This window comes from Novosphingobium sp. KA1, assembly GCF_017309955.1.
Lineage (GTDB): Bacteria > Pseudomonadota > Alphaproteobacteria > Sphingomonadales > Sphingomonadaceae > Novosphingobium.
In genome coordinates, this window is sequence record NZ_CP021247.1 from 254,946 (window position 1) to 266,363 (window position 11,418).

10 protein-coding genes are annotated in these 11,418 nt (G+C 68.2%); 8 read left to right on the forward strand and 2 right to left on the reverse strand.

What is annotated here, in order from left to right:
* Positions 1 to 26 precede the first annotated feature (26 nt).
* A complete protein-coding gene (locus CA833_RS01335) occupies positions 27 to 950 on the forward strand; it encodes a formylglycine-generating enzyme family protein (protein ID WP_207079899.1) in 924 nt (307 codons plus the stop codon).
* Between the two features lie 46 nt (positions 951 to 996).
* On the opposite strand, the gene CA833_RS01340 is transcribed toward CA833_RS01335, so the two are convergent.
* Together CA833_RS01340 and CA833_RS26825 are read right to left on the reverse strand one after the other, a co-directional pair.
* Positions 997 to 1,362, reverse strand: coding sequence for a response regulator (locus CA833_RS01340; protein ID WP_142637458.1), 366 nt, complete (start codon positions 1,360 to 1,362; stop codon positions 997 to 999).
* Positions 1,363 to 1,487: 125 nt separating this feature from the next.
* Positions 1,488 to 1,805 (reverse strand): hypothetical protein, encoded by a 318-nt coding sequence (locus CA833_RS26825; RefSeq protein ID WP_242526210.1) that lies wholly within the window; start codon positions 1,803 to 1,805, stop codon positions 1,488 to 1,490.
* A gap of 229 nt (positions 1,806 to 2,034) precedes the next feature.
* Here CA833_RS26825 and CA833_RS01350 point away from each other — a divergent pair, with 229 nt between their 5' ends.
* From CA833_RS01350 to CA833_RS01380, 7 genes are all read left to right on the forward strand, one after another.
* Complete coding sequence (locus tag CA833_RS01350) at positions 2,035 to 4,374, forward strand: chemotaxis protein CheA (RefSeq protein WP_207078978.1); 2,340 nt, start codon at positions 2,035 to 2,037, stop codon at positions 4,372 to 4,374.
* A 2-nt stretch (positions 4,375 to 4,376) separates the two neighbouring features.
* Positions 4,377 to 4,832 (forward strand): chemotaxis protein CheW, encoded by a 456-nt coding sequence (locus tag CA833_RS01355; protein WP_207078979.1) that lies wholly within the window; start codon positions 4,377 to 4,379, stop codon positions 4,830 to 4,832.
* 55 nt (positions 4,833 to 4,887) lie between these two features.
* On the forward strand, positions 4,888 to 5,253 hold the full coding sequence (locus CA833_RS01360; protein ID WP_207078980.1) for a response regulator: 366 nt from the start codon (positions 4,888 to 4,890) through the stop codon (positions 5,251 to 5,253).
* An 11-nt stretch (positions 5,254 to 5,264) separates the two neighbouring features.
* Positions 5,265 to 6,371: a chemotaxis-specific protein-glutamate methyltransferase CheB gene (gene cheB, locus CA833_RS01365; protein WP_207078981.1), complete on the forward strand. Its 1,107-nt coding sequence runs from the start codon at positions 5,265 to 5,267 to the stop codon at positions 6,369 to 6,371.
* Entirely contained in the window at positions 6,362 to 7,219 is an 858-nt protein-coding gene (locus tag CA833_RS01370) for a protein-glutamate O-methyltransferase CheR (RefSeq protein ID WP_207078982.1), read from the forward strand. The genes cheB and CA833_RS01370 overlap by 10 nt, the downstream gene beginning before the upstream one ends.
* Before the next feature lie 99 nt (positions 7,220 to 7,318).
* The gene (locus CA833_RS01375) at positions 7,319 to 9,103 is read left to right on the forward strand and encodes a methyl-accepting chemotaxis protein (RefSeq protein ID WP_242526211.1); all 1,785 of its coding nucleotides are present in this window, start codon (positions 7,319 to 7,321) and stop codon (positions 9,101 to 9,103) included.
* 62 nt (positions 9,104 to 9,165) lie between these two features.
* On the forward strand, positions 9,166 to 11,370 hold the full coding sequence (locus CA833_RS01380; protein WP_207078983.1) for a penicillin acylase family protein: 2,205 nt from the start codon (positions 9,166 to 9,168) through the stop codon (positions 11,368 to 11,370).
* Positions 11,371 to 11,418: the final 48 nt, after the last annotated feature.

Below are 11,418 nucleotides of genomic sequence, written 5' to 3' on the forward strand. Positions count from 1 at the left end.
CCCAAGGCAGCGAAGCCCTGCGCGGCATGATCCATCTGCCCGGCGGCACCTTCACCATGGGGTCGGAGCGTTTCTACCCCGAAGAGGCACCGCTGCGGCGCGTGTCGGTCGATGCCTTCTGGATCGACGAAACGCCTGTCACCAACCGTCAGTTCGCCCGTTTCGTGGAGGCGACCGGCCATGTCACCGTCGCCGAGATCGCGCCTGATCCCAGGGACTACCCGGGCATGCTCCCGGAAATGGCCCAGCCCGGATCGCTGGTGTTCCACAAGACCTGCGGACCGGTGGACACCGCCAATCCCGCCAACTGGTGGCGCTTCGATTTCGGCACGTCCTGGCGTCATCCCCATGGCCCCGGCAGCGACCTCGACACGCTGGACCTCTGGGACCATCCCGTCGTCCAGGTCAGCCACGCCGATGCCGAGGCCTATGCCGGGTGGGCAGGCAAGGACCTGCCGACCGAGGCGGAATGGGAATTCGCGGCGCGCGGCGGGCTGGAAGGCGCCGAATTTGCCTGGGGCGACGAACTGGCGCCCGAAGGGCAGATGCTCGCCAATTACTGGCAGGGCCTGTTCCCTTTCGCCAACCAGTGCCTCGACGGCTGGGAACGCACCTCCCCGGTACGCAGCTTCCCCGCCAACGGCTACGGCCTCTACGACATGATCGGCAACACCTGGGAATGGACGCGCGACTGGTGGTCAGAGCGCCCCGAGGTCAAGAAAGGCGGCTCGTGCTGCGCGCTCAGCAATCCGCGCGGCGGCAAGCTGAAGGACAGCTTCGACCCCGCGCAGCCGCAGGTGCGCATCGGCCGCAAGGTGCTGAAGGGCGGTTCGCACCTCTGCGCCGCGAACTACTGCCAGCGCTACCGCCCGGCTGCCCGCCATCCCGAGATGATCGACACCGCCACCAGCCACATCGGCTTTCGCTGCGTGGTGCGCGCACAGGCGTGAAGTCCGTTGGAACATTCGCCACCGGCGAATTTCACGGCACCGGATCTCACGCTGCGCCGATGCCCTGAAGCTTGCGGTGCAGGGTGTGATGATCGAACGGCTTGATGACGTATTCGTCGGCGCCCGCCTCGATGCCCTTGCGGATATCGCCATTGTCCGAATTGGTGGTGCAGAACACCACCTTGGGCTGGCAGGCCGCCTGCATGCCGCGAAGGGCGGTCACGAATTCAAGGCCGCCCATGAGCGGCATGTTCCAGTCCAGCAGGATCAGGTCGGGCATGGCCTGCACACACTTGGCCAGTGCTTCCTCGCCGTTCTCGGCCTCGGTCACGCTGTAGCCCAGCGCCTCCAGGATGCGGCGCGAGACCTTGCGGATCACCCGCGAATCGTCGACAATCAGCCCGCGCCGCACGCCAGGTGCCCGTGGTGCTTCGGTAGCGGCAGGTGCCTCGAGCGCAGGCGCCGATTCAACTGCACGCGGCGCCGACCCCTGGGAGCGCTTGATCAGACCTTCCAGCATGACATTGACTCCCCTGCTCATGCGTTCTCGTTGGCCTGCAGGATCCGGGCGACCTTCTTGGCGGTCTCGATCACTTCCTGCTTGTCCTCGGCCAGTACCGGCGGGTGCGGAAGCGATTCGGGCACGATTTCCGAAGGCGTCATCCGCACGTGAATGAACGGCACCCAGATCTCGCCGAACTCGGCTTTCTGGTACCACAAGTCGACGACATCGTAGGAAACCCAGAATCCATCGGGATCCTGCAGCCGCACGCCCTCGCCGATGCGGGGCACGGCGGCGAACCGGACGGTCTCCTGCGTCTGGCGTGTCTCGTTCTGGACTTCGATCTCGATCAACGAACGGTCTCCTTCGCTTGTCCGACAAGCTAGGGGGAAATCCTTGCTGAAAAGGAAATTTTACCAATCTCTCGCGCCGTCCCGGCCGGACCGCGCCGGTTCGCCGCCCCGGCCCGCGTTTCCGGGCTCGAACGAATGCACTGCCCTATACGCTTGGTTAATTTCTTCCGCCGCATAAGCCCCAAGTATGGTGCCGAGGGGCACGCCAAGGGGAACTGGGGGGGGCAATATGGACGAACTGCTCGAAGACTTCGTCGCCGAAACCCGCGAAATGCTGGAAGCGCTGGGCGGCGAACTGATTTCCTGGGAAGAGAATCCGGGCGACCGCGCGCGCCTCGATTCGATCTTCCGCTTCGTCCACACCGTGAAGGGCAATTGCGGCTTCGTCGACCTGCCCCGCCTCGGCGCGCTGAGCCATGCGGCCGAGGACGCGCTGTCGGATGTGCGCGCCGGTCGGCGCGGCGCCGATGCCGCCCTCGTCAGCGCCGTACTCGCCGTGGTCGACCGCATCGGTGACATGGTGGACGCCATCGAGGCGGGCGAGATCTTCCCCGACGGCGGTGACGAGGCACTGACCGCCGCGCTGCAACCCGCGGTCGCCCCCGTCACCGCGCTCGCGCCGACGGCTCCCGCCACGCAGAACACCCCCCGCACCGCCCAGCCCCAGCGCACGATCCGCATCCCGGTCGAACTGCTCGACAAGGTGATGAGCGGTGTCTCCGACATGGTGCTGGCGCGCAACGAACTCGCCCGCCGCCTGCGCGAAGGCGTGGTCGAACCGCAAGTCCACGAACCGTTCGAGCGCCTCTCCGCGATCATCGCCGAGGTGCGCGACGCGATGACCCGCACCCGCATGCAGCGGATCGAGAGCCTGTTTTCCGGCCTGCCGCGCATGGTCCGCGATCTTGCCGGCGAACTCGGCAAGCTGGCCCATGTCGAGATTGCCGGCCACGAGGTCGAACTCGACCGCGAGATGGTCGAGATCATCCGCGACCCGCTCACCCATATCGTGCGCAATGCCATCGACCACGGCCTCGAAAGCGCCGCCACCCGCCGCGCCATCGGCAAGAGCGAAGTCGGACGGCTTTCGGTCTCCGCCCGCCAGACCGGCAACAAGATCCTGATCGACGTGGTCGACGACGGCCGCGGCATCGACGAGGCCCGCCTTGTCGAAAAGGCCGTCGCCGCCGGTATCGTCAGCCCGGCCGAAGCCGCCCAGCTCTCACGCGCGCAGGCTTACGAACTGATGTTCGAGGCCGGGCTTTCCACCGCCGAAACCGTCACCGCCATTTCCGGGCGCGGCGTCGGCATGGACGTGGTGCGCGCCAACATCGAACGCATCGGCGGCTCCATCGAGATCGATTCGACGCCCGGCACGGGCACCCGCGTCACCATGCGCGTGCCGCTGACGCTGACGATCATTCCCGCCGTCACCGTCGGCATCGGCGGCCAGCGCTTCGCGATCCCGCGCAGTTCGGTGGAAGAGATCGTCCACCTGGCCGAAGGCACGCTGGAGATCGACGAAGTGGGCGGCGCCATGCTGGCCCGCATCCGCGACCGCCGCCTGCCCTGCCTTGCCGCTGCGAAGGTGCTGCGGCTCTCGGACAAGGCTGCCGACGCCTCGCGCCCGGTCATCGTCCTGCGCCATGCCGGCGGCGGCTACTTCGCGCTGATCGTCGACGAAGTGTTCGGCCACGAGGAACTGGTCATCAAGCCCGCCGCGCCCGCGATCATCGCCACCGGCCTCTATGCCGGCACGACACTGACCGACGACGGCCATCCGATCCTGCTGCTCGAAGTGAGCGGTCTTGCCCGCGTCGGCGGGCTGGCCGTCGATGCGCTCGAACGGCGCGCGCGGCTGCCCGATAGCGGCCCTGCCCTGCCCCGCCGCACGATGCAGGTGCTGCTGTTCGACGCGCTCGACGGCACCCGCCGCGCGATGCCGGTGGGCGTGCTCGACCGGCTGGAGGAAGTCGCGCGCAGTGCCGTGACGATCGAGGGCAAACGCACGCTGGTGACCATCCGCGAGACTATCCTGCCCCTCGACGGGCTCGCCTCGCTGGGCGAGGCCGGCGAGACCCTGCGGCTGCTGCGCCTTACCGATGGCCACCGCGAACTGGCCTATGCCGTCACCGAGGCACTGGACATCCGCGATGTCGATGCCGCCGTGATCGCTGCGGGCGGGGCCGAGGACGAAGACCCGATCGTGCTGATCGACGGTGTCGCGACCCGGATCGTCGCCCCCTACCAGCTCTTCGCCCGCCATTCAGGCAGCCCGCCGCGCGCGGTGCAGCCGGTCTGTCGCCTGCCCGCTGGCGATGCCTGGATCCAGAACTTCGTGCGCCCGATGGTCGAGGCCGCGGGTTACCGCGTGATCGCCGACGATGCGCCGGAGGAAGCCGATCTTGCCATCCTTGCCGGTAATGAGGCGGCCTCCCCGGCCCGCGAGGTCATTCGCCTGCGCACCGAGCCGGACGAGACCGACTGCACCGGCAGCGAGGCCAGCATCTACCGCTACGACCAGGCCGCCCTGATGGGCGCGCTGCGCCGCCATGCCGGGAGGGGCTGACCATGAAGGAACTGCTTGTCGTCGTCACTCTCGCCGGTCGCCGCGCGGCGCTGCGTTCGCGTGACGTGCAGTCGGTCATCACGCTGGAACTGCTGACGCCGGTGCCCTGTGCGCCGCCGCACATCGCCGGGCTCTCGGGCCTGCGCAGCCGGGTGCTGACGGTGATCGACGCTCGCCGCGCGCTGGGTCTTGGCGACAGCGCCCGGATCGAGGCCGGCGCGCCCGCTGCGGTGATCGTGCACGAAGGCCAGTCCTACGCGCTGCTCGTGGACGAAGTGGAAGACGTGACCGAGGCCTGGAGCACACCCGAACCGGTGCGCACACGGATGGACGGCCACTGGGCGGCGATGTCGCACGGTCTGGTCGAGACGGCGTTGGGGCCGCTGCTGGTGGCCGACGTCGCCGCGCTGATCGCCGGCGGTCCGGCTGACAATTCCGCCGGCGCAGAGGCCGCTTAAGTTCTTGGTTACGTAAAACACCTAGGGTCTCAAGTCCGGGACAAGGAAACCAGCCATGAAAACCTGCCTCATCGTCGACGACTCGCGGATGATCCGCAAGTTCTCGCGCCAGTCGATGGAGGCGCTCGGCTTTACCGTCAGCGAGGCCTGCGACGGACAGGAAGCCATGGTCCGCTGCGAAAGCCAGATGCCCGACGTGATCCTGCTCGACTGGAACATGCCGGTGATGAGCGGGATCGAGTTCCTGCGCCTGCTGCGCCGGACCGGCCATGCCAACCAGCCCAAGGTGGTGTTCTGCACCACCGAAAGCGACACCGCGCATATCGAGGCCGCCATCGCGGCCGGGGCCGACGAATACGTGATGAAGCCGTTCGACCACGATACGCTGCACATGAAACTGCAACTGGTCGGCGTCGCCTGAGCCCTGCCGCGATGCCCGCCACGTCCCTGCGCAGCCGCGTGGTTCGCCCCAGCCTTCTCCCCCCGGTACGCCTGCTGATCGTCGACGATTCGCTGGTCGCGCGCACCGCCCTCACCCGCATGATCGGCGGCGCCGACGGGCTGGAAGTCGTGGCCGCCGCCAATGGCGCCGAGGCTGCGCTGGAGGTGCTTGCCGCCAACCGCGTCGACGTGATCCTGCTCGATCTCGACATGCCCGGCATCGGCGGCCTCGAAGCCCTGCCCCGGATCATCGCGCGTGCCCGCGGCGCGCGTATCCTGGTGGTCTCCTCGCTCACCCTCGACGGCGGCGAACATGCCCTGGCCGCGCTCGCGCTTGGCGCGACGGACACCCTGCCCAAGCCCGCCGCGCGCGGCTTCCACGGCGACTACCGCGACATGCTGATCGCCAAGGTCCGCGAATTGGGCCAACCCTCGCCCCGCGCCAGCGAGGCCCCGCGCCCGATCGTGGCAGCGCCGCCGCCCCGCGCCCCTGCCGCCGCCTTCATCCGCAAACCCGCCGAAGTCATCGCCATCGGCGCCTCCACCGGCGGTGTCCATGCGCTCGCCAGCCTGTTCGCGGCCATGCCGCGACAATCCCACGTGCCGGTGCTCATCACCCAGCACCTGCCCCCGGCGATCATCCCCTATTTTGCCCGGCAGATCCGCGCCGCTTCAGGCTGCGAAACGCTGCTCGCCGAAGACGATATGCCGCTGCGCCCCGGCTGCGTGCTGATCGCTCCGGGCGACGCGCATATGGCCTTGCGCCGCGAGGACGACAGGCTGCTTGTCCGCCTCGACCGCACGCCGGCGCCCAGCGGCTGCCTGCCCTCGCTCGACACGATGCTGGCCTCGCTCGCCGAGCACGCGGGCGACCGCACGCTCGGCATCGTGCTGTCCGGCATGGGCCGCGACGGCGTGCTCGGCGCCGCGCGGCTGGTTGCGGCAGGCGGCACCATCCTCGCGCAGGACGAGGCCAGCTCTGCCGTCTGGGGCATGCCGCGCGCCGTCGCCGAGGCCGGTCTCGCCAGCGCCGTGCTGCCGCCCGAACAACTCGCCCAGCGGGTGGTCGCCGCGACGGGAATGCTCCCATGCAAGTGAGCCTCGCCTCCGAACGGCTGCTCGCCGAACTGCTCAAGGCGCGCACCGGACAGGAACTGCCCGACAACCGCCGCTGGCGCATCGGCTCCGCCCTTTCCGCCCTCTGCCGCGAATATGGCATCAAGAGCGTGGACCAGCTGGTCGCCACTTTCTCGCCCTCGCGCCAGACCACGCTTGCGCGCCAGATGGTCGAGGCGCTGCTCAACAACGAGACCTACTTCTTCCGGGACCGCGCCTTCTTCGAAACGCTGGACCAGCGGATCCTGCCCGCCCTCGCACAGGCCCGCGCCGAGACCCGCACGCTGACGATCTGGTCGGTCGGCTGCTCGACCGGGCAGGAGCCGCTGACGCTGGCGATGCTGCTGGCCAGCCAGGAAGCGCGCTGGGCAGGCTGGACGATCTCGATCCTGGGCACCGATGTGTCCGGCTCGGTGATCGAGGTTGCCCGCAAGGGCTGCTACACCCCGTTCCAGGTCCAGCGCGGCCTGGCCATGGGCGAGATGATCGCCTGGTTCGAGGAGACCGCGCAAGGCTGGCGCGTGCGCGAGCGGCTGCGCCGGATGATCCGGTTCGAGGAGCACAACCTGCTCGATCCGCTGCCGCCGCTGCCCGGCGGCCAGATGCAGACCTTCGACATCGTGCTGTGCCGCAATGTCCTGCTCTACTTCGATGCGGAAACGCGCGAGCGCGCCTTTGCCCGCATCGCCTCGGCGCTCGCCCCCGATGGCTGGCTGATGCTGGGCGCGGGCGAGACGACGCATGGCCTGACTGACCGGCTCGCCCCCGAACGCGGCGCGCCGGGCTTCTTCCGCCACGCCAGAGGCCTGCGCCGCACGCGCGCCGCTTAAGTCTTATTTAAGCGTAACTGCCTAGGCATTTGCCCCATGGGTTCGCCAAGGTCCGGCAACATTCGCAAAGGACCGCGGCGCTTCAGGGGAAAAGCTGCAATGAGCGAAGAAGCTCCTGCTTCGAAGCGCGACTGGTTCTGGCGCCGGTCGATCGTCACCAAGATCCGCATCATCATCTGCATCTTCCTGGCCATGTCGGTGGTCATTGCAGGTCTCGCCTGCGCGGCGCTGACCAAGGTGCAGGACGATGCCGCGCTAACCGCGAAGCTGCACGATTCCGCCCTCGCCGCCGCCGATGCCTGGAGCGACCTCGCCCAGGCCATGCAGCAGCTCGACGCCGTCCATGCGGCAGGCGACAACACCCTGCGCACCAATGCCACGAAGGCGCTGGTGAAATCCGCCAACGACAAGCTGGCCCGGGCCCGCGTCGCGCTGGACAATGCCGATCCGGGCATCGACCTGCTGTTCGACCGGCTCACCCCCGCCCTGAACGAATTCAACGGCCAGCTGGCCGCCGCCGGCCCCGCCGCCGATCCGGCGCTGGCGATGAACACGATCTCGGGCCAGGTCGCGCAGATCAAGGACGTGCTCGCCCAGCGCACCCAGGCGGTGGAGCAGAGCCGCGATCACTTCATCGGCTGGACCGAGGCGACGATGTTCGCCTTTGCCCTGCTCGCCGCGCTCAACGGCGTCTTTGCCCTCGTCACCACCCGCCGCAACATCACCGGCCCGCTCGCCGACATGGCCGACGCCATGGTCAAGCTGGCCGAGGGCGACCGCGAGATCGACGTGCCCGGCACCGATCAGGTCAACGAGATCGGCGACATGGCCCGCTCGCTCGAAACCTTCCGGCGCGGCTACTTGCGCCTCGACAAGCTGCGCAAGGAAGCCGCCCTCACCGCCGAGGCCGAGATCGCCCGCCAGGAAGACCTGCGCCGCGAACGCGAGATGGCGCGCGACCAGCGCAAGCGCATCGTGCTCGACCTCGCCGAGAAGTTCGAACAGAGCGTGGGCGAGATCGTCACCGGCGTCGCTTCCGCCTCCAGCCAGTTGCAGACCACCGCCTCGTCGATGGCAAAGTCCGCCGAACACGCCGCCGCCACCACCAGCGAAGTCTCCACCGCGATGGGTGAGGCGTCCGCCGGCGTCACCGCCGCCGCTGCCGCCAGCGACGAGTTCGCCATGTCGATCCACGAGATCAGCCGTCAGGCCGCGACCTCCGCCGAACTGGCGCGGCAGGCCAGCGAGACCACCGCCAATGCCGATGCCACGATAGCCAAGCTGGCCGTCTCGGCCGAACAGGTCGGCCAGATCGTCAAGCTGATCCACTCGATCGCGCAGCGAACCAACCTGCTCGCACTCAATGCCTCGATCGAGGCGGCGCGCGGGGGCGAGGCCGGGCGCGGCTTTGCGGTCGTCGCCGCCGAGGTCAAGGAACTGGCCGCGCAGACCAGCAAGGCCACCGACGAAGTGGCCGCGCAGATCGGCGAGATCCAGGCATCGACCACCGGCAGCGTCGCGGCGCTGCGCGCCATCGCCGAGGACGTCGCGCAGCTTGAGGCGACTTCGGTTTCCATCGCCGCCGCCGTCGACCAGCAATCGGTGGCCGGACAGGATCTGGCCCGCAGCATTGACCTTGCCGCACGCAGCACCGACGATGTCACGGGCCGCGTGGAGGACGTGCGCGAGACCTCGCTGGCGACCGGCGCGGCCGCCTCGCAAGTGCTCACCTCCTCCACCGAACTCCAGCTACAGGCCGCGATCCTGAAGAGTCAGGTCGAACGCTTCCTCGGATCGATCCGCAGCCCGGAAATGCCGCAGGAACGCATCTCGACCTATCCCGTCCAGCACGACTGGGAACGCGAGGTCGAAGCTGCCGAATGACGATAGCGCCGGGCATGGCCAACGGCCTTGCCCGGCGGCCTTTCGGGCGATAGCTCAGAGGCATGGATCGCAAATTTCGCCCCGCTCGCAGGGTTCTCGCTACCGGCACCATTCTCGCCGCGCTTACCGTTCCTTTCGCAGCTCAGGCCGCAACTCCGCAGGAGCTGGCGCACTGGAAGGCCGAGGCCGCGCGCGTCACGATCACCCGCGATGACTGGGGCATCGCCCACGTCCACGGCAAGAGCGACGCCGATGCGGTGTTCGGCGCGATCTATGCCCAGGCGGAAGACGATTTTCCCCGCATCGAGGCCAATTACCTCACCGCGCTCGGCCGCACGGCGGAAGCCGAAGGTGAAAGCGCGATCTGGCAGGACTTGCGCCAGCGCCTCTTCGTCGACCCCGAGGACCTGAAGGCACAGTATCGCCAGAGCCCGCAATGGCTGCGCGCGCTGATGGACAGCTGGGCGGACGGGCTCAACTACTACCTCGCCACCCATGCCGCGGTGAAACCCAGGGTGCTCACCCGGTTCGAGCCGTGGATGGCGCTTTCCTTCACCGAAGGCAGCATCGGCGGCGACATCGAGCAGATCTCGCTGACCCAGCTCCAGGGCTTCTATGAGCATCGCCGCGTGCCCCGCACCGCGCTGGAAACCGGCGCGCTGGTGAAGGAGCCGAGCGGCTCCAACGGCATCGCCATCGCCCCGGCCAACACCGCCAACGGCCATGCGCTGCTGCTGATCAACCCGCACACCAGCTTCTATTTCCGCGCCGAACTGCAGATGACCAGCGATGCCGGGCTCAATGCCTATGGCGCCTCCACCTGGGGCCAGTTCTTCATCTATCAGGGTTTCAACCCGAAGATCGGCTGGATGCACACCTCCTCGACCGTCGACAACATCGACCAGTTCGCCGAGACCATCGAGAGCAAGGACGGCCGCACCGTCTACCGCTACGGCAAGGAACTGCGCCCGGTGGAAACCCGCGAGGTCACGCTCTCCTTCCGCCAGGCGGACGGCACCCTGGCCGCGCGCAGCTTCACCACCTATCGCACCCACCACGGCCCGATCGTGGCGGAGGCAGAGGGCAAGTGGATTGCCGAGGCGCTGATGTGGAAGCCGATCCCGGCGCTTCAGCAAAGCTGGCTGCGCACCAAGACCAGCGACCTTGCCTCCTACATGAAGGTCGCCGAGGCGCAGGCCAATTCCTCCAACGACACCCTGCTGGCCGACGCCAAGGGCGAGATCGCCTACCTGCACCCGCAGTTCGTTCCCCTGCGCGACAATCGCTTCGACTATCGCGAGCCGGTCGACGGCGCCGATCCGGCCACCGACTGGAAGGGCCTGCACGCCGTCAAGACCCTGCCCAACGTGCTCGATCCCAAGGTCGGCTGGGTCCACAACACCAACGACTGGCCCTGGGACGCAGCCGGGCCGGACAGCCCCAAGGCGGCCGATTTTCCCCGCTACATGGATCAGGTCGGTCCCAACTATCGCGGCGTCCACGCCGACGAAGTGCTGACCGGCAAGCACGACTTCACGCCCCAGCGCCTGATCGCCGCCGCCTATGACAGCCACCTGCCCGCCTTCGCGGTGCTGCTGCCGCAGCTTGCCGCCGATTACGACGCCCTTCCCGCCAGCGATCCGCTCAAAGCCGCCCTTGCCGCGCCGATCGCCCTGCTGCGGGCATGGGATTGCCGCTGGAGCGCCCAGTCGAAGGAGACCACGCTGGCGGTGTTCTGGGGCGATACGCTGGGCGGCAAGTTCAACGCCGATGCGAAGAAAGCCCGGCTCAACCTGCCCGACTACATCGCCCGCCGCACCACCCCCGAACAGCGCCTTGCCGCACTGTCCGAAGCGGCGGCGCGGCTGACGCGGGACTTCGGCGGCTGGCAAGTGGCCTGGGGCGAGGTCAATCGCTTCCAGCGCCTCGACGCCGCCATCAAACCCCACTTCGACGATGCGCAGGCGTCGATCCCGGTGCCGTTCACCTCGGCAATCTGGGGCTCGCTCGCCTCGTTCGGGGCCAAGCCCTATCCGGACACGAAGAAGTATTACGGCACCAGCGGCAACAGCTTTGTCGCCGTGGTCGAATTCGGTCCCAAGGTGCGCGCCTGGGCTGTGAGTGCGGGCGGCGAGAGCGGCAATCCGGCCTCGCCCCATTTCCGCGATCAGGCCCAGCGTTATGCAGACGGCGCGCTGCGGCCGGTCTACTTCTATCCCGAGGATCTCAGCGGGCACGTGACCCGGGCCTACCAGCCGGGCGAATGAGCCAATGCAAAAAGGCCCGCGGATCCTTGCGATCCGCGGGCCTTCTCT

What these genes read in the sequence shown, in the direction of transcription:
- CA833_RS01335 (WP_207079899.1), top strand. Translation starts at nt 27, where the DNA reads ATGATCCATCTGCCCGGCGGCACCTTCACCATGGGGTCGGAGCGTTTC.
- CA833_RS01350 (WP_207078978.1), top strand. Translation starts at nt 2,035, where the DNA reads ATGGACGAACTGCTCGAAGACTTCGTCGCCGAAACCCGCGAAATGCTG.
- CA833_RS01355 (WP_207078979.1), top strand. Translation starts at nt 4,377, where the DNA reads ATGAAGGAACTGCTTGTCGTCGTCACTCTCGCCGGTCGCCGCGCGGCG.
- CA833_RS01360 (WP_207078980.1), top strand. Translation starts at nt 4,888, where the DNA reads ATGAAAACCTGCCTCATCGTCGACGACTCGCGGATGATCCGCAAGTTC.
- cheB (WP_207078981.1), top strand. Translation starts at nt 5,265, where the DNA reads ATGCCCGCCACGTCCCTGCGCAGCCGCGTGGTTCGCCCCAGCCTTCTC.
- CA833_RS01370 (WP_207078982.1), top strand. Translation starts at nt 6,362, where the DNA reads ATGCAAGTGAGCCTCGCCTCCGAACGGCTGCTCGCCGAACTGCTCAAG.
- CA833_RS01375 (WP_242526211.1), top strand. Translation starts at nt 7,319, where the DNA reads ATGAGCGAAGAAGCTCCTGCTTCGAAGCGCGACTGGTTCTGGCGCCGG.
- CA833_RS01380 (WP_207078983.1), top strand. Translation starts at nt 9,166, where the DNA reads ATGGATCGCAAATTTCGCCCCGCTCGCAGGGTTCTCGCTACCGGCACC.